Here is an 18,627-nt window from a genome sequence, read left to right as displayed (position 1 = left end):
TTATCTTCCGCTAGCAAAAAGACCGGCCCCGGCGCAACGCGCCATGGGACCGGTCAGGTCGGGGAGTCAGTTGTTGCGGATCGGGATCGGCAGGTCGTCGATCGTCAACTCGCGCACCAGTTCAGGGATGGCCCAGTCGACATTCGGGTCCACCTTGATCTTGAAGTGATACATCGACTGCATCGCCTGGTGATCCTCGGGGCGGAACATCATCTTGCCCTTGGGTGTCTCCCATTCCATGCCTTCCATGGCCGAGATCAGCGCCTCGGTATCGGTGGAGCCTGCCTTCTTGATGGCCTCGACCACGGCGATGCCCGCCGCCATGCCGCCCGCGGTGAAGAAGTCGGGCGGGGTGCCGAAACGGTCCTGATGGGTCTTGACCAGCCAGTCATTCACGGGGTTCTGCGGGATCTCGTAATAGTAATAGGTCGCCCCCTGCATGCCCGGGAAATCCTTGTAGGCCGCCATTGCCGCCAGGATGTTGCCGCCGGTCGCGATCTCGATGCCGAAACGGCTGGGATCCATCGCCTGGATCTTGCCCATCGGATTGCCGCCACCGGCCCAGATGATGAACAGGCGCTTTTCGCCGTCCAGATCCTTCATCGCGTTGAAGATACGCTCGGCCGCGGCGGTAAAGTCGGTGGTGTCGGTCGGCACGTATTCCTCGTGCACGATACCCGAGCCCGCGCCCTCCAGCGCTTCTTTGAAGGCGGCGATGCCGTCGCGGCCAAAGGCATAGTCCTGCGCCAGCGTGGCAATATGCACGTTCTCGCCCGCCAGAGCGATGGCGTTCGACACCGCGTCCTGGCTGCTGTTGCGCCCGGTGCGGAAGATATAGCGGTTCCAGTTGGCGCCGGTGATCGAATCGGCCACCGCCGGTTCGACGATCAGCACCTTTTCGTATTCCTCGGCCACCGGCAGCATCGCCAACGCCACGCCCGAGCTGACCGGGCCGACGGCCAGATCGACCTCGTCATCGCCATAGGCCTCTTCCAGCAGGGCCTTGCCGTTTTCAGGCTTCAGCTGGGTGTCCTTCTCGATCACGACGATTTTCTCTCCGTCGATCTCCATGGTGCCGCCGGTGGCATATTCCAGCCCCAGCATCAGCCCGTCATGGGACTGTTTGGCATAGGCCTCGAACGGGCCTGTCTTGCCATAGACATGGGCGATCTTGATGTCGGCGGCCGCAGCGGATGCCAGCGCCAGAATCGACACCGTTCCTGCGCAAAGAATGCGTTTCACGTCTCTCCTCCCCGATATGCGCCATGGGTAGCGGCGCGTCTTAGTCTGAACCGCCTCAGGCTAAGGTCGCCATGCCGTTTCGGTCAATTATGAGGAAATACGTATCCCGCGCCGCCCCCGTCCTCTTGCCGCAGAAATCGGGCCGGAGGCAGAGATTTTTCGTCGAAAAATCTTGGCCGCTGGCCGCGCGGTCAGTCGAGATATCCACGCTCGCGCACGAGGCGGGTGAGTTGGCTCAGCGAGGCCTCGACGCTCTGGCCCGAGGTGTCGATCTGCGCCTCGGCCCTGCCATAGAGCGCCTCGCGGCTGGTCAGGATCGAGCGCAACTCCTCCATCGCTTCGGGATTGCCGGCCATCGGCCGCTCATCCCCCTGGGCACGCACCCGCTCCATGTGTTCGATTGGCGAGGCGCGCAGCCAGACGGTATGGAAATGCGCCAGCAGGGTCTTGTAGGTCTCGGGCTCGGCGACGATACCGCCCGCCACCGCCAGCACCAGCGCGTCATGGGTGGCGACGATCCGGGCCACCGCCTGCGCCTCGAGCTTGCGATAGCCTTCCTGGCCGTAAAGCGCCATGACCTCGGCAACCGGCATGCCGGCCTGATCCTCGATCTCGTCGTTCAGCTCGACAAACGGCAGACCCAGCGCCGCGCCCAGCCGTTGTCCCAGGGTCGATTTCCCGGCCCCACGCAGCCCCACAAGGCAGATGCGCCCGGCCCGCGCCGCCAGCGAGGGCGCGGGGCTCAAGAGACGCAGCACTTCGGCCCGGGTATCCATGCCCGCGACCCGATAGAGATCGGCCACCCGCATCGCGTCCGAAGACCAGGGATCATCCTCGCCCACCAGCCATTCGATCCGGTGATCGAGCGCGGTTGCCACCCGCTGCAACAGGCCGATCGAGATATTGCCCTCGCCCGCCTCGAGCTGTGCCAGATAGCGCGGCGACACGCCCGAGATCTCGGACAGCACCCGGCGCGGAATACCGCGCCGTTGCCGCGCCGCGCGCACCCGCTCGCCCACCCGCGCGATCAGATCAGCGACCTCTGCCTCGGCCTGGTCGCGCGCGCTGTTGGGCGTGGTTTCGCCCCGGAAATTGGTGATCTCGGTCATGCGGCCCGCAGGGTTTGTGCAAAATAGTGCGCAATCTTAGGACAGCCCGGCCCTTGGTGCAATCCGCTCTCTTCCCGGGACCGGATCAATAGGTTTCGACGTGATAGCGCCCTTCGTCGCGCATTCGGTCACGCAGGCCGGTCCAGTCGATGCCCTGTGCGCGGGCAATGTCCTTGAACGCCTCTTCGACGCCCTGTTCCATCGCCTTGAGACCGCAGACATAGACATGGGTCAGGGGATCGGCCAGCAGCTCTCCTACCCGGTCCGCCTCGGCGCGCAACCGGTCCTGGACATAGTGCTTGGGCGCGCCATCCTGGCGGGAAAAGGCGAAATGCTTGGCCATGAACTGTTCGGGCACCTTGGCGAGCGGTCCGAAATACGGCAGCTCCTGTGGCCTGCGCGCCCCAAAGACCAGGGTCAGGCTGTTGCGCAGCTTGGGACTTTCGCGCTGCCGCCGCATGGTAAAGGCCCGGAAGGGTGCCGAGCCGGTGCCGGTGCAGATCATCAGCAGATGCGCCGCCGGATCCGACGGCATCAGGAAAGTGGCACCAAAGGGTCCGGTGACCCGTACCGTGTCGCCGGGCTTCAGATCGCAGACATGGTTCGAGCAGATGCCGTGCGGTTCGCGCTTTACCGTCAGTGACAGGTTGTTGAAATTCGGCCGCTCGCCGTCGCGCGGGCTGGAGACCGAATACAGCCGGGGCAGATGCGGGTTGCCCGCCTCATCGGTGCCGGGCGGAATGATCCCGATGCTCTGCCCTTCGAGCACCGGAAAAGGCTGGCCGCCGAAATCCAGGATGATGTGGCGCACATCGCTGTCACTGCTTTCGGCCGTCAACCGGTAGTTGCCGGTCACCCGCGCCTCGGCCGGTTTGCCCAGCGTATAGAGGTTGATCGTCGGCTTGGAGGCGGTGGCAGGGGCGCGCGATTTGCCGCCCGCGCCCTTGTGCGCCTCGGCCAGCAGGGCCGCCATGGCATCGTCCAGCGCCTCAAGCCCCGCCTCGTCTCCCGCCACGTCCTCCTGAGGCGGCAGGTCCATCCAGCCGTATTGATCCTCCAGCGAATAGGGCGTGTCCACCACCCGCCAGTTGTCGATCGACCCGGTCGGACAGACCGGGATGCAGTCCATGCAGAATTTGCACTTCTCGACGTCGACCACGACATTCATGTCGTCATGTTCGATGGCCTGCTCGGGGCAGGTCATTTCGCAAGTGTAGCAACGGATACAGATTTCGGGGTCGATCAGGTGCTGCTTGAGCGGTTGGTTCATGAGGTCTCGCGTTTCCTGGTCAGGACGAGGTCGGGCACCACAAGCGTGTCGATCAGCGCCTTGCACAGGCCCACGCAGTCGGAACAACCGACACAGGGCCCCTGCAATGTGGATATCTGCCCCGAGAGAGCGTGCAGGTGCGGCGTTTCGGGTTTCGAACGGTCGATCTGCATGGTCGGTTCCTCGTGTTGTCCGATCAGGCCGGGTTCAGCGAACAGGAGAGTCACCCCTTCCGTCAATCCGTGGACGGGTCACAAAATGTTACCGCCCACGGGGTCCGGCCACTGTCCGGCATCAGGCCATGTGAAGTTTCACATATTCGAAGTCGCCCGGACGGTTGTCGATTCCCACCTTGGGCGGGGCGATCCAGCGCGCGTATTGGCCCGGCTCATAGCAGGGTTTCATCAGCGACTGGATGAAATCGCCATCCGCGTGCGTCGGCAACCATTTGGGCAGACCGGCGTCGTATTCGGCCCCCGAGACGGGCTGGCCCGACGGGTCGAAATGCTTGTCGGCAAAGACGCCGATCTTGCGATGGAACGCTTCATGCGGCAGCGAAAGCTGGAAATCGACGCCGTGTTTCTCGATGATCTTGTTCCAGCGCCCGACACCACCGGCGGCATCCTTGGTATAGTCATCGCGCAGACGCATGTTGATCGCGGTCAGCGCCGCCACCTGTTTCTGCACCGCCTTGCCATCCTCGAAATCCCAGACGGTATAGGTGTCCTGCTGCAACTGATGATCGTCGGTGAGCCGGTTTTCCATGTAACGGCCCTTGATGCCCGCATTGAACGCGTTGGCGGCGTTGGTCGACACCTCCTGCCCGAAGAGATCGAGCGACAGCGTGTAATGCAGGTTCAGCTTTTTCTGGATCAGCGGCAGGTCGATCACCCCAAGATCACGGATGCGGCCGGTGTCATAGGGGTCGTCGATGCCGTTTTCCTTCATCACCTGACATGTGCGCTCGATGGTGCGGCCCACTCCGGTTTCACCCACGAACATGTGGTGCGCTTCTTCGGTCAGCATGAAGCGGCAGGTGCGGCTGAGCGGATCGAAGCCGGATTGCGCCAGGCTTTCCAGCTGCATCTTGCCGTCACGGTCGGTGAAATAGGTGAACATAAAGAAGGACAGCCAATCCGGCGTCTCCTCGTTGAAGGCCCCCAACATGCGCGGCGCCTCCTCGCTGCCGGATTGACGGCGCAAAAGGTCATCGGCCTCTTCCCGGCCGTCGCGGCCGAAATACTTGTGCAGCAGATAGACCATCGCCCAGAGATGGCGACCCTCTTCGACATTGACCTGGAACAGGTTGCGCATGTCGTAAAGCGAGGGTGCGGTCAATGCCAGCAGACGCTGCTGTTCGACCGAGGCCGGTTCGGTATCGCCCTGAATGACGATCAGGCGCTTGAGCAGGTTGCGGTACTCACCGGGCACCTCTTGCCAGGCGGGTTGCCCGTAATGCTCGCCACACGGGATGGTGCGGTTCTCGACCTGCGGCGCCAGCAGCACGCCCCAGCGGTATTCCGGCATCTTCACATAGTCGAACTTGGCCCATCCCTTGGGGTCGACGCTGACGGCGGTGCGCAGATAGACCAGTGATTCCTGGAAGTTCTGCGGGATCAGGTCGTTCCACCAGTTGATGTAACCGGGGTGCCATTTCTCCAGCGCCTTCAGCACCTTCTTGTCCTGGCTCAGACCCACATTGTTCGGGATCTGGGTGTCGTAACTCACGTTGATCAGATCAAGCATCGCTATCCTCCTTGGCGGGGAAAAATCTTGAACAAGATTTTTCTACAGATTTTCTGCGAAAATCTGCGCCCCCTCTACACACGTTCCATGTCGTAATCGCCGCGCACCCCGGTGCCATAGCGTTGCAGTGCCCCGTCCGGGCCCACCGCGTTGGGGCGCTGGAAAATCCAGTTCTGCCAGGCGGTGAGCCGGCCAAAAATACGGGTTTCCATCGTCTCGGGTCCGGCAAAACGCAGGTTTGCCTCCATCCCGGTCATTGCATCGGGCGAGAAGCTGGCGCGCTCTTCCAGGAAGACACGCACCTCATCCTCCCAGTCGATATCGTCAAGCACATAGGTCACCAGACCAAGCTTCTCGGCCTCTTCCGCCTCCAGCGCCTCGCCGATGCGTGCGCGGGCGGCTTCGACCGCCTCGGGCGTGCCCAGGAACCGGGTTGCAAGCCGGCTCAGGTCATTACCCATCGGATAGGTTCCGAAGTTGCCCGGGCTAAGCGTGATGGCCGCGAGCGGACGGTTATCGCCTTCGAACTCTTCGAGCATCATGTAGGATCGGTCCACCGCCCAGAGCAGTTCCGCCAGCGGGCCGGCAAAACAGGAGCCGTGCTCGACAATGGCAACCAGGCTGCGCGAGGTCATATCGACCCGCTTCAGCACCCGCTTCCAATGCTGCAGGATCTCGTTGGCCAGCCAGTGGTCGCGATTTTCAAGCAACAGCGCCTCATGCGCCGCTACCGCCGCGCCATCGCCCTGGGTCTGGATCACCAGCGTCCCGATCCGGCGTTCGTTCAGGCGCAGATGCAGGATGGCATCGTCCAGCTCGCGCGCCGCGCGCAGGATCCAGGCCTCGGCCCCCTGCGCCTGCAATGCGTCGACCGTATCGGGGGCGGCGTCCGTCGGGCCGGAAATCGTCAGGGTCGCCCGACCCGCCTCGCGCTCCACAACGACTTCGACCGTGGAATAGGTGACCGACCCGTCCTCGGCAAAGCGTCGGTCGAGCGGGGTGAGCGCGATCCCCGTCAGGCCCGAGGGTTTGACGCTGGCGCTCGCAAACTCCCGCGCGCGCTCTTGCACCACCTCGTCGAATTTCGAATTCGGGGCAATCTCGTCCACCAGCCGCCAATCGACCGCGCGCTGGCCGCGCACACCTTCTTCGACCGAGCAGAACACATCGGCCAGGTCCCGACGAACCTTGCGCTTGTCGGTAACCCGGGTCAGCCCGCCGGTGCCAGGCAGCACCGCCAACAACGGAACCTCGGGCAATGCCACCGAGGAGGAACTGTCATTGGTCAGCATGATATAGTTGCAAGCCAGCGCCAGCTCGTAGCCGCCGCCCGCACAGGCTCCCTTGACCGCGGCGATGTATTTCTGGCCGCTATCGGCCTCGGCCGCCTCGTAAGTGTTGCGGGTCTCGTTGGTGAACTTGCAGAAGTTGACCTTGTGCGCATGGCTGGCACCGCCCAGCATCCGGATATTGGCACCAGCGCAGAACACTCGGTCCTTGCCCGATTGCATCACCACCACCTTGACCTCGGGATGTTCGAACCGCATCCGCTGGACGATATCGGCCAGCTCGATATCGACACCAAGATCATAAGAGTTGAGCTTGAGCTCGTAGCCGGGGAACAGGCCGCCCTGTTCATCCACATCCATGTAGAGATTGGCGATCTCGCCATCATACGCGACCCGCCAGTGACGATAGCGGGACGGGTCGGTCTGAAAGTCGATACGCTGGGTCATGCCTCGCTCCAGGAGTTAAGATGATATGCAGTTTAATGCTCGTCGGTCATTTTTCAAGCCGTAAATGGCACAATAATGCATCTATGATTTTTAGCAAAATCAATTTGTTAGAGATTCCCCAGTAACATTTCCGTTCTGACCTTCAGATTTATGCATTATTTTGCAGAACTTCGAATCGACCCTCAACCGCCTCCAGATGGGTGCGGAACAGATCATGCCACCCCTCGGGCGCCGCAGCCCCATTGGCGCGGCCGGCAGCCTCTCGCGCAAGGGAGCAGAGCCGTTGCGCTGCACCCTGCCGGCCCATGCGCAGTTTCAGCGCCGCATTGGCCAGCTGAATGGCCGCCCGGACCGCGTGGCGGGCCGCGTCATTGGGGGGCAGCGCCATCCACACCGGCTCCCACACCTCATGCGCCTCCCAGAAGTAGCCCAGTTCGAGCAGCCGCCAACCAGCGATCCAGGCGGGGCAGGCGGCCAGACTATCGGGTCGCAACTGGTTGGGAACGCTCTGATGCAGGGCCTCGAACAGGTCTTCGGGCGGCCGCGCGGTCAACCCGGGCATATAGGGGTCCGAGAGGGGCGGCAGTTCCATCGCTCAGGCCGGGATCACATCGGCGGCCTCAATACGCAGCAGCCTGGAACAGAACTCGGCGACCTCGTCCAGCACCCGGTCGGCGCATTCCCGATGTGGTTCGTGGCGACAATCGAGGATCAGCGTATCCACCGGACAATAGGCGCGGCTCTCGATCTCTTCGATCTGGGCAAGCGTGCCGTATTGGTCCTGCCGACCCTGAATGGCCAGGATCGGCACCCGGATATAGTCGATCACCTCGGCCACGTTCCAGGTGGCGAAACCGGGATCCAGCCAGGCGTCGTTCCAGCCCAGAAAGGCCCCATCGGGATCGGCGTGATAGCGCGCCAGTTTCTGTTTCAGATCGCCGCTTTCATAGGCCGCGCGCGCCTCGGTGATCGAGGCCAGCCCGCCCGGCTCGGTAAAGAAATGCGGCGCCTCGAGGATCACGCCGCGTATCCGGTGACCAGCCACACTGCCGGCATGGATCGCGGCGATGGTGGCACCGTCGGAATGGCCAAGCAGGATCGCCTGACGGATACCGGCGGCATCGAGTATGGCGGGCAGCACCTCCAGCGCCTCGCGGGTCTGGAAATCCAGCGGCCGGGGCCGGGTAACCGGGTCCGATCCGCCATAGCCCTGCCGCGAATAGACCAGCACGCCCAGCCCGGTGCGCGCAGCAAGCTGCGCGGGAAAATCCCGCCACATCGCCACGCAACCCAGCCCCTCGTGCAGCAGCACAAGGGTCGGGGCGTCACCGGGCGCCGGGCCGTGGCAGGCATATTCCAATCCCACTTCATCAATGCGCAGCTTGTCGGCGGGGTTTGCACTCCAGTCCATCGCTCAGCCTCCCTCACGCAATTTGAACCGCTGTATCTTGCCGGTGGCGGTCTTGGGCAGGTCCTCGACGAATTCGATCCAGCGGGGGTATTTCCACTTGCCCACCTTCTCCTTGACGAAGTCGCGCAAGGTATCTGCCAGCCCTTCGGTCTCTGCCGCCTTGAGCACGATGAAAGCCTTGGGTTTCTCGAGCCCGTCAGCGTCGCGCGCCGCCACCACCGCCGCCTCCAGTACGGCGGGATGCGCGACCAGCGCCTGTTCCACTTCGAACGGAGACAGCCAGATGCCCGAGACCTTGAACATGTCGTCAGTGCGCCCGCAATAGACATAGCGGCCATCGGACGTCAGCTCGTACTTGTCACCCGTTCGGGTCCATTCCCCCTCGAAGGTGGCGCGGCTCTTGTCGCGCTTGTTCCAATACCCGTCCGCCGCCGAGGCACCGCGCACCAGCAGCTCTCCCAAGCCTCCGGGCCCGACATCGGCGCCGCTTTCGTCCACCAGCCGCACCTCGTATCCCGGCACCGGTCGGCCCGAGGTGCCATAGACCACGTCGCCCGGCGCATTCGACAGAAAGATATGCAGCATCTCGGTCGAGCCGACGCCATCCAGAATGTCGACCCCCCATTGCCGGTGCCAGGACCGGCCGATCTCTTCCGGCAGCGCCTCGCCTGCCGAGATACAGCGGCGCAGCGTCACGTCCGGCACGCCCTCGCGGTCGAGCATGGCAACCATCGCGGCATACAGCGTTGGCACCCCACAGAACACGGTTGGTTTCTCGGTGGCGATGATATCGCGCACGCCGTCCGGCGTTGGACGCCCGTTGAACAGGATGGTCTCGGCCCCGACCGACATCGGAAAGGTCATGCCGTTGCCCAGCCCATAGGCAAAGAACAGCTTGGCCGCCGAGTAGACCAGGTCATCCGGTTCGATCCCCAGCACCCGCGCACCATAGCTGTCGGCGGTGGCCTTGAGGCTGGCATGTACATGCCGCACCCCCTTGGGCTGTCCGGTTGACCCCGAGGAATAGAGCCAGAAGGCCACATCGTCGGGCGAGACCTCGACCGCAGGCAGGATATCGGCACCCTGCACGAAATCCGCATAGCTCTGGGTGCCATCGGGCGCGGCGCCGATCACCACGATCCGGGTCAGATGCGGCGAGGCCAGCGCGGCGGGCTGCACCACCGGCCAGAGCTCTTCCGAGACAAACAGGATCGAGGCGCGGCTGTCGTTCAGGATCACCTCGTAGACCGAGGTGGCCAGCAGCGTGTTCAGCGGCACCGGCACCACGCCCGCCTTGAGGCAGCCCCAGAACAGGGCGGGAAATTCCAGCTGATCCAGCACCAGCATCGCTGCGCGCGCCTCGCGCGGGATGCCCGCGCGAGCGAGGGCACCGGCAACCGCGCCGCTGTCGCGGGCCAGTTCGCCATAGCTTTGCCGGCGCCGCGCTCCGGCGGCCTCGCGAAAGGCCGGGCGCGCGCCACGCCCCTCTTCGACATGGCGGTCCACAAAGTAATGCGCGGCGTTTGCGCTCATTCTGCCTCCTCCCGGTGATGGCCGGGGCAGCGCGCGGGCGGGCCTCCTCTCCCACTCCCGCGCGCGCCTCTCTCCGGCGGCACCATCATGCATCCCAAACACATTTATGCAAGATATTGCTAAACTGGAGTTCCAATTTATGCAACTTAATGCACATCAATTCTCGCCTCATCATCATCGCCATACAGACGGGATACGATTTCCGCGCGCCTTTCCAGCAACTTGCGAAAGTTCAGGTTGCCTTTGGCAGTGACCTCTCCTTCGGCCATGGATGGCGGGTCCGACAGAATCAGCGCCCGCGCGATCCGGGCAGAGCTGCCGCGATCCGCGTTCAGCCGCGACAGGCGGTCGGCGATCTCGTCAGCCATGGCGCCGGGACGTAGCACGCCGCCCTCCGCCGCGAGCCCCGTGGCCAGCGCGGGTGTGGGCAGGATCAGCAAGCCGATCTCGGCCGCGCCCTCACCGGTCAGCACCACATCGGCCGCCAGCGGCGCCAGCGCGGCCAGCACTTCGAGCCGGAGGGCCGAGGCGCGCACCCAGATACCGGTGGCCAGCTTGTAGTCTTCGGCCAACCGCCCCTCGAACCGCAGCCCCTGCGACAGATCCCTGGCATCGACCATCGCCACCGCGTCGCCGGTACAGAAATACCCCTCGTCATCAAAGGCGGCGGCGGTTTTCTCCGGATCGCGAAAGTAACCGGCAAAGACATTGGGACCCGCGACGCGCAGCTCGAACCGGTCGCCATCCGCCGGCACCAGTTTGGCGGTCACTCCGGTCAGCGGCACCCCGATGATGCCTGGCAGATTGGCGGGAACGTGCTGGAAAATACAGGCCGGCGCGGTCTCGGTCATGCCCCAGCAGGTGGTGATCAGCGGTTGGGTGTCACGCACCTCGGCGGCCATCTCGCTGAGGTCGCGCCAGACATCCGCCGACAGCGAGGCACCGGCATAGAACAACATGTCCAGGTCGGCGAAGAAGTGATGCTTCAACGCCGGGTCACGGCGCATCTCGTCGCGCAACTGGGCAAAGCCCACCGGCACGTTATAGGCGATGGTGCCGTTCATCAGGCGATTGTTTTCGAATGTCTTGCCGATCAGCGCCGGGGCGGGTTTGCCCCCGTCGATGTAAAGCGCACCGCCAAAGGCCAGCATCTGGTTGAAATTGTTCGATCCGCCAAAGACATGGTTCCAGGGCAGCCAATCCACCAGCCGGGGCGGGCGTTCGGTAAGGAACGGCAGGGCACGGGCATATTGCGCCTGATTGGCGCAGAGCATGCCTTGTGTGGTCAGCACCCCTTTGGGATGCGAGGTCGAGCCCGAGGTCATCAGGATCTTGGCCACCGTATCGGGGCCGACCGCATCGGCGGCGCCCGAGATATCGCCACTCTCGCGTTCCAACTCGCCCAGCAGGGTCATGCCCGGCGCGAGATTGCGCCCGACGACGATGCGGCGGCCTGCCGTCTCCTCCATCGCCAGGGCGGCGGCGAATTGCGCGCCGTCCTCGGCATAGACCATGGCCGGGTCGATCAGGCCGATGATATGGTGCAGCTGCTTCAGCGCGCCGGGGATCAGGGCGTATTGCTCGGCCACCGGCACGATCACCAGCCCGACATATTGCGCGGCCAGTGCCAGAGTGCCGTGATCGACGCTGTTGCCCGAGACGACAAGGATACGGTCACCCGGCTCCAGCCCGCATGCCAGCAGCCCGGCGGCCAGCGCCCGCACCCGGCCCAATGTCTCGCCATAACTCTGTTCGCGCCAGCCGGCACCGCTGCGCTCGGCCAGGAATACCGCGTCTGGTGTCTCTGCCGCCCAGCGGTGCAGCCAGTCGGTGGTACGGGCAATCGGTGTCACAGGCGCATGGGCCGAGCGCAGCAGGATGGTGCCGTCCGCGCGCTGCGCGGCCTCTACCTCATGGTCCAGATATCGCGTCATGCGCGCCTCCCAAAGCCGCCCCGCCCGGCGGCGGCCGGGGTCGGGGTCATCGGACCGGGCGGCGGTGGCGCCTATCCCGGCAGCAGAAACAGCGTGATCGCGGGGAACGCGACCAGAATGATCACGCGCACGATGTCCGAACCGACAAAGAACATCACCGCCTTGTAGGTGTCGGCCATGCGGGTGGTCCGGTCCATCGCGTTGATGATGAACAGGTTCATCCCCACCGGCGGCGTGATCAACCCGACCTCGACCACGATCAGCACCAGAATGCCGAACCAGATCGCCACATGTTCGGCCTCGGCCCGGTTGGCCATGCCACGGGTAACGCGGATGCCCAGCTCTTTCATTTGCTCGCGGGTCAGTTCAGCACCACTGGCGATGGCGTCCTTGATGCCTGCCAGCGTCTCGGCGCTCATCGCTTCGGGCACGCCCGCCTTCAGCACCTCCATTGCCGCATCGGCCTGCATCGTGGCCAACGAGACCAGGTCGAAATCCATCGCCGAGATCACCGGAAAGAAGATCGGGATGGTCAGCAGGATCATGCTGAGGCTGTCCATCAGGCAGCCGAACACAAGGTAGAAAGCAAGGATCAGCGCCAGCACCACCCATGGGCTGTACCCTTGACTGACCACGAAATTCGACAGTTCCTGCGGCACCTGGGTCAGGGCAAGGAAGCCGTTGTAAAAGGCCGCGCCCAGCACGATGAAAAAGATCATCGCGGTGGAACGCGCGGTGACCAGAAAGCTCTCGGCCAGGCTGGTGCGGGTCAGCCCGCCATTCAGCCAGGCAATCACCCCGGTGCCCAGCGCGCCCACGGCGGCGCCTTCGGTCGGGGTGAACCAGCCCAGATAGATGCCGCCCACCACCAGACCAAAGACCAGCAGCACCGGCCAGACCTGCAACAGGGCCGCAAACCGTTCGCCATAGGGGACCGCTGGGCGCGTGCCGGCGCTGTCGGGGTAAAGCCGCACATAGACCGAGATGGCAAGGACATAGCCCAGCGCCGCCATGATGCCGGGTATGAAGGCGGCCAGGAACAGCTTGGCGATATTCTGTTCGGTCAGGATGGCATAGATCACCAACACCACCGAGGGCGGGATCAGGATGCCCAGCGTGCCGCCCGCCGCCAGCGTCGCGGTGGAAAACCCGCCCGCATAGCCGTATTGGCGCAGTTCCGGCAGGGCGACGCGGCCCATGGTGGCCGCCGTCGCCAGGGACGAACCGCAGATGGCGCCAAACCCGGCGCAAGCCCCGATCGAGGCCATGGCGATACCGCCCTTGCGATGGCCCAGCCAGCCCTCGGCAGCCTTGAACAGCGCGGTGGACATGCCGCCCAGCGTGGCGAAATGGCCCATCAGCAGGAACATCGGCACGATGGTCAGCGAATAGCTGGAAAAGGTCGTATAGGTCTCGTTCTTGAGCCGCGCAAAGGCGACCTGGGTGCCGTCGGTTACCAGCACCAGCCCGACAAGCCCGACCAGGAACATGGCCAGCCCGATGGGCACCCTCAGAAAGATCAGCACCATCAGGGCGGGAAACGAGGCGATGCCGATCTCAAGCGCGCTCACTGTGTCGCCTCCACCCCGTCCCAGACCAGGATACGGCCACTAAAGCATTCATAGCTGCGCACCGCCCCCATATAGACTCCGACCAGCGCCGCCGCGAAAGCCGCGACAAAACTGAGCGCATAGGCCCACCAGATCGGGAACTGCAGCAGAAAGGTTGTCTCGGCATAGGCGCGCTTGCTCATCATGCCATCGAACAGTTTCCACGCGATCAGAACCAGTACGGCGGCAAAAATCACCTCGGTCACCATCCGCAGAAACCGGTTCACCCGCCGACTGAAGGTATTGGCCAGAATATCGACCGAGGCATGCCCGGCGGTGATCTGGCAGAGCGGCAGAAAGCAGAAGATGGCAAAGGCGACCCCGGCCTCGACCAGTTCGAAATCGCCGTTGACCGGGCCGATACCGATTCCGATGGCCCAATCGGCCAGGCCGGGGGCCGCCGATTGCATGAAATCGCCATGGAAAAAGCCGTTCAACAAACGGCCCAGGATAGAGGCGCAGGTCAGCAGGATCAGAAGGCTCAGCACGATCCCACCGACGATGGCCAGCGTTCTGGCCAACCCCGTCATCAGTTTATGCATCGGTCCTCGGTCGGTTTCGGGCCGCCTGGCGGATACGGCGCAGAGCGCGCCGTATCCGTTGGCAATTGCCGGATCAGTTGGAATATTGCGGCGTGTACTTCTCGATCAGCATCTGCGCCTCTTCGAGAAGCGCCTTGCCGTCCTTGCCCTTGGAGTCCATATCAGCCAGCCATTCGTCATAAATGGGCTGGGCCAGGGCACGCCATTCCTCGACCCCTGCGGCATCGATGGTGATGATGTTGTTGCCCAGATCCTCGGCCACCTGACGCGCCGGACCATCGGCATCGGCCTGTGTCCCACCGGCAAAGACCGAGAATTCGAGGCCCGAATTCTTGTCGACCGCCGCCTTCAGATCGTCGGGCAGGCTGTCATACTTGGCCTTGTTCATCGCCAGCACGAAGGTCAGCGTATAAAGCGCGCGGCCCTCGAATTCCGTATGGTTCTCGACCAGCTCCGGAACCTTGAGCGCGGTGGTCACCTCCCACGGGATGGTGGTGCCGTCGATCACGCCCTTGCTCAGGCCTTCGGGCACTGCCGGCACCGGCATGCCGACCGGGGTGGCGCCCAGCTTGGTCAGCAGCGAGTTGACCGAGCGCGAGCCGCCGCGGATTTTCATGCCTTGCAGGTCGGCGGGGGTTTCCACCGGATCGGCGGTGTGGATCATGCCCGGCCCATGCACCCATGTACCCAGGATATGCACATCCTTGAACTCGTCATCCTTCATATGCTTTTCGAACATTTCCCAGTAGGCATGGCTGACCGCGCGCGCGTTGGTCATCATGAAGGGCAGCTCGAACACCTCGGTCGAGGGGAAGCGGCCCGGCGTATAGCCGACCACGGTCCAGACCACATCGGCCACGCCGTCGATGGCCTGATCCATCAGCTCGGGCGGCTTGCCGCCCAGCTGCATCGAGGGATAGCGCTCGACCTTGATGCGACCACCCGAATCCTTTTCGACGCCGTCGGCCCAGACATCCAGCACCAGTTTCGGCACATTGGCCTGTGCCGGCAGGAACTGGTGCAGTTTCAGCGTCACCTCTTGCGCCAGCGCGGTGCCGGCGCTGAACCCGGTCGCCAGAGCCGCTACCGCGGCGCCGCCGATCAGGCCCAGAATCTTTCTCCGATAGGTCATGTTGTCCTCCCTTTGACCTTCTCTAAGCAATATAATGCGCAAAGCAGCTATATTTGCAATATATTGCTTACATCTCCCCTCAGACGGCGCCGGTCAGGCCGGTGCCCCCATAAAGCCACTCGATCGAATCGTACCACTCTTCGGGCGTCTTGGCGCTCATCATCGCATTGCGCAGCGCCGCATGGGCGCCATCCGGGTGATAGATATGTTCGCCGATCTCCCGCGACTGCAATTGCACGCGCGCGGTGCGCAGGCGCCGGCTGTCCTGATAACGTCGCAACAGGGTTTCGATCTCGCCGCCTTCGCCCACCAGGGCCGACAGGCGAACCGCGTCCTCCATCGCCATACAGGCGCCCTGGGCGAAATATTGCAGCATCGGATGGGCCGCGTCCCCCAACAGCGCAACCCGCCCCTCGGTCCATGTCATCACCGGGTCGCGGTCGCACAGCACCCAGAGCTTCCAATCCTGGCCCTTGTCGATCACCTGCCGCGCGACGGGCGAGACATGTTCGAACCCCTTGCGCACCTCGTCTGCAGTGACCGGCATACCCGCCACCGGATCGGGTGCGTCGTTGTGATAGGTCACCACCAGGTTGAAGCTGCGCCAGCCCTGCAGCGGATAATGGACGATATGACATTTCGGCCCGGCCCAGAGCGTTGCCGCATTCCAGCGCAGCTCCTCGGGCATATCCTCGACCGGGATGACCGAGCGATAGGTGGTATGGCCCGACACGCGGGGCGGCCCGTCATCCAGCATCTGCGCCCGCACTTTCGACCACAGCCCGTCCGCACCGATCAGCGCCGCGCCGGTTTCACGCGTGCCATCTTGCAACAGGGCAGTGGCCGAGGTGCCGTCCTGCTCATAACCGACCACCGCGCTGCTGGTGCGCAGCTCGACCAGGGGGCTGTCCTGACAGGCGCGCAGGAACACGCCGTGCAGATCGCCGCGATGCACCACCGCATAGGGGTTGCCCATGCGCGCGCGGAACGGATCGTCCAGCGGAATACGTGTGATCTCAACACCGGTGATCGCATCCATCAGGCGCAGATTGTCGATATAGACCGCCAGCGCCCGGGCGGCATCGCCGACACCCAGATAGTCAAAGGCGTGAAACGCGTTTGGACCCAGCTGGATTCCGGCGCCGATCTCACCCAGCTGCGCGGCCTTTTCCAACACCAGCACCCGCCGCCCCTGCCGGGCGAGGCCAAGCGCGGCGGCCAGCCCGCCGATGCCGCCGCCCGCGATCAGGATGCGTTCTGCGCTCATGGGTTACTCTGCCGGGCCGAGCGTCAGCGCGATCGGGTCCAGCCCGTCGATCCCGCCGGTGATCACATCCCCGGCGACGACCGGGCCGACACCGGCAGGTGTGCCCGTCATCACCAGATCGCCCGGGCGCAGATGGTAATAGCCCGACAGATGGCTGACGATCTCGTCGATCTTCCAGATCAACTCGGCCAGGGTGGCGTCCTGTTTTATCGCGCCATTCACTTCAAGATGAATGCGCTTGTCGTCCTCAGGCGACCAGTCGGCCACCCGGGTCAGGGGCGCAAAGACCGCCGCGTTCTCGACATCCTTGCCCAGGTCCCAGGGGCGTTTCTTGTCGCGCTCGCGGATCTGCTGGTCGCGCCGGGTCATGTCGAGCGCGCAGCCATAGGCATAGACCGCGTCCCAGGCCTCGGCCCGGCTGGCGCGGAACACCGGCTTGCCAATGGCAAAGGCCAGCTCCATCTCGTAATGGAAATTCTCGGTGCCAGGGGGATAGGGCACGGTGGCCCCGGTCAGGATCGCATTGGCGGCGGATTTGGTGAAATAGAACGGCGCCTCGCGGTCGACCTCGTTGCCCATCTCGGCGGCATGGGCGGCATAGTTGCGGCCAACGCAGAAGATGCGCCCGATCGGATAGGTGGCGCTTTCCCCGCGGACCGGGATGCCGGGGATCGGGGAAAGGGTGAACAGGCTGTCGCTCATCTGGCGCGTTCCTCGTAGTAACCAAGTTTCTCTTGCAGCGGCCGGTCGTGGATTCGGACCATAAACGCCTCGCTTTCCGCTTCATGCCGGATGCGCGCAAAGACTGGCGCGGTGAACGTGTCCTTTGGACCCCATTCGATTACCTGCCCGTCGATCTCACTGCGCCCGGAGCCCGCGATCACGTGAAAGGCCGAAGAGCAGGAGCGCAGCGGCGGCGTCTCGACCTGTCCCGCCGTCAGCATCATTGCGGTGAAGCCAAGCGCGGTCAACACATCCTCGCCGGTTTCGGGGTTGATATAATCCAGCTCGGCAATGCCCTCGCCATAGGCCGCCATCTGGCGCAGCGCTGTCTCGGTCGCGGCCCAGGGATAGCGCATCATCGGATAGCGCCGCGCACCCCGACCCGGCCGTCGCGACGGGGCCAGCCCGGCGGCGCTGTATTCGACCTGACTGGCATCGGGGCGGTTGCGCTGCGCCTGCAACTCGCCCTCGATCGCATAGGACCCTTCGAGCTGCACGAACAGCGGCAGGTCGAGCGCGTCGAGCCAGATCACCGGCTCGTCCCCATCATGCCCGTGATCGTGCCATTCGCCGCCCGGCGTCAGAACCAGGTCACCCGGCTCCATCGGCAGGCGCTCGCCATCGACCACAGTATAGCCGCCCAGCCCCTCGACCACGATCCGCACCGCCGAGGGCGTGTGGCGATGCGCAGGCGCCGATTCTCCGGGCAACAGGAGTTGCAGACCCAGATAAATGGTCGCTGTCGCCTGCATCGCACCCGTGCCGCGCCCCGGATCGGACAGGACCAGCACCCGGCGTTCGGCTTTTTCCACCGGCGTCAGTTCGCCTGCACGCAGCAGCAGTGGGCGCAAAGCAGGAAAGGACCAGTGCCCCGCCCGCGTCACCGGCCGTGGTGCGTCATGCGGGAGCACGTTGCGCATCATCGGCCAGAGCGGTGCTACACCCGCCGCAGCCATCTGTTCGCGATAGTCCTGCGGCAATTCTTCCAGCGTTCCCAGCTGTTCACTCATTTTGTCCCCTCTCCTCGCCCTTGGCCATCTTAGGCGCTGCATTCGTTCTGGCAACTCTTGCCACCGCAGGCCCCGCCAAACCCCTGTGCGCGGCAAATCGCCCGCAACTGAGGATTGCATCGGCATAAATTCGCGCAATCCTTGCGATTGGCGCGCAACACGCTACAATTCAGGTTGCACCATCACGGATAGCAGGACTTTCTGGGGAAGAAGAGAAATTGAACTAAAGACTTCTAGCCTTCGGAACGCGTCACTGTCGGGCTGAACCCCCGTGTCCCGCACAGTGTTGCAATGAGCTGCCCCTACCAGCTCGCGCGCGTTCCGGTGACCAGCGCTACGGACGGTAACCAATCACGTCTGGG

General features: G+C 63.9%; 16 protein-coding genes. All 16 read right to left on the bottom strand.

Annotated elements, in window-relative coordinates:
• Positions 1 to 66: 66 nt before the first annotated feature.
• Entirely contained in the window at positions 67 to 1,242 is a 1,176-nt protein-coding gene (locus tag SPO_RS18795) for a substrate-binding domain-containing protein (RefSeq protein WP_011049383.1), read from the bottom strand.
• Positions 1,243 to 1,433: 191 nt separating this feature from the next.
• Positions 1,434 to 2,351 carry a helix-turn-helix transcriptional regulator gene (locus SPO_RS18790; protein ID WP_011049382.1) on the bottom strand — a complete coding sequence of 306 codons (918 nt, stop codon included), beginning with the start codon at positions 2,349 to 2,351 and terminating at the stop codon, positions 1,434 to 1,436.
• 85 nt (positions 2,352 to 2,436) lie between these two features.
• Positions 2,437 to 3,621: a benzoyl-CoA 2,3-epoxidase subunit BoxA gene (gene boxA, locus SPO_RS18785; RefSeq protein WP_044028834.1), complete on the bottom strand. Its 1,185-nt coding sequence runs from the start codon at positions 3,619 to 3,621 to the stop codon at positions 2,437 to 2,439.
• Positions 3,618 to 3,848 (bottom strand): hypothetical protein, encoded by a 231-nt coding sequence (locus SPO_RS23135; RefSeq protein WP_158454190.1) that lies wholly within the window; start codon positions 3,846 to 3,848, stop codon positions 3,618 to 3,620. The genes boxA and SPO_RS23135 overlap by 4 nt, the downstream gene beginning before the upstream one ends.
• A gap of 67 nt (positions 3,849 to 3,915) precedes the next feature.
• A complete protein-coding gene (gene boxB, locus SPO_RS18775) occupies positions 3,916 to 5,367 on the bottom strand; it encodes a benzoyl-CoA 2,3-epoxidase subunit BoxB (protein WP_011049379.1) in 1,452 nt (483 codons plus the stop codon).
• Between the two features lie 74 nt (positions 5,368 to 5,441).
• Positions 5,442 to 7,103: a 2,3-epoxybenzoyl-CoA dihydrolase gene (boxC, locus tag SPO_RS18770; RefSeq protein WP_011049378.1), complete on the bottom strand. Its 1,662-nt coding sequence runs from the start codon at positions 7,101 to 7,103 to the stop codon at positions 5,442 to 5,444.
• A 148-nt stretch (positions 7,104 to 7,251) separates the two neighbouring features.
• Positions 7,252 to 7,695, bottom strand: coding sequence for a DUF309 domain-containing protein (locus SPO_RS22325; RefSeq protein WP_011049377.1), 444 nt, complete (start codon positions 7,693 to 7,695; stop codon positions 7,252 to 7,254).
• A gap of 3 nt (positions 7,696 to 7,698) precedes the next feature.
• Positions 7,699 to 8,514: an alpha/beta fold hydrolase gene (locus tag SPO_RS18760; RefSeq protein ID WP_011049376.1), complete on the bottom strand. Its 816-nt coding sequence runs from the start codon at positions 8,512 to 8,514 to the stop codon at positions 7,699 to 7,701.
• 3 nt (positions 8,515 to 8,517) lie between these two features.
• On the bottom strand, positions 8,518 to 10,047 hold the full coding sequence (locus SPO_RS18755; protein WP_011049375.1) for a benzoate-CoA ligase family protein: 1,530 nt from the start codon (positions 10,045 to 10,047) through the stop codon (positions 8,518 to 8,520).
• A gap of 146 nt (positions 10,048 to 10,193) precedes the next feature.
• Positions 10,194 to 11,981: a feruloyl-CoA synthase gene (locus SPO_RS18750; protein ID WP_051420405.1), complete on the bottom strand. Its 1,788-nt coding sequence runs from the start codon at positions 11,979 to 11,981 to the stop codon at positions 10,194 to 10,196.
• 71 nt (positions 11,982 to 12,052) lie between these two features.
• On the bottom strand, positions 12,053 to 13,552 hold the full coding sequence (locus SPO_RS18745) for a TRAP transporter large permease (RefSeq protein WP_011049373.1): 1,500 nt from the start codon (positions 13,550 to 13,552) through the stop codon (positions 12,053 to 12,055).
• Positions 13,549 to 14,133 carry a TRAP transporter small permease gene (locus tag SPO_RS18740; protein WP_011049372.1) on the bottom strand — a complete coding sequence of 195 codons (585 nt, stop codon included), beginning with the start codon at positions 14,131 to 14,133 and terminating at the stop codon, positions 13,549 to 13,551. Before SPO_RS18740 ends, SPO_RS18745 begins: the two co-directional genes overlap by 4 nt.
• A 73-nt stretch (positions 14,134 to 14,206) precedes the next feature.
• A complete protein-coding gene (locus SPO_RS18735; protein WP_044028831.1) occupies positions 14,207 to 15,265 on the bottom strand; it encodes a TRAP transporter substrate-binding protein in 1,059 nt (352 codons plus the stop codon).
• A gap of 79 nt (positions 15,266 to 15,344) precedes the next feature.
• Positions 15,345 to 16,532, bottom strand: a complete 1,188-nt coding sequence (locus SPO_RS18730; protein ID WP_011049370.1) for a 3-hydroxybenzoate 6-monooxygenase — start codon at positions 16,530 to 16,532, stop codon at positions 15,345 to 15,347.
• 3 nt (positions 16,533 to 16,535) lie between these two features.
• Positions 16,536 to 17,234 (bottom strand): fumarylacetoacetate hydrolase family protein, encoded by a 699-nt coding sequence (locus tag SPO_RS18725; RefSeq protein WP_011049369.1) that lies wholly within the window; start codon positions 17,232 to 17,234, stop codon positions 16,536 to 16,538.
• Entirely contained in the window at positions 17,231 to 18,265 is a 1,035-nt protein-coding gene (locus tag SPO_RS18720; protein ID WP_011049368.1) for a cupin domain-containing protein, read from the bottom strand. The genes SPO_RS18725 and SPO_RS18720 overlap by 4 nt, the downstream gene beginning before the upstream one ends.
• Positions 18,266 to 18,627: the final 362 nt, after the last annotated feature.

The sequence above is a fragment of the Ruegeria pomeroyi DSS-3 genome (genome assembly GCF_000011965.2).
Taxonomy (GTDB): Bacteria; Pseudomonadota; Alphaproteobacteria; order Rhodobacterales; family Rhodobacteraceae; genus Ruegeria_B; species Ruegeria_B pomeroyi.
The sequence above is the reverse complement of the archived record's forward strand: the minus strand, read 5'-3'. Positions and strand labels throughout refer to the sequence as shown.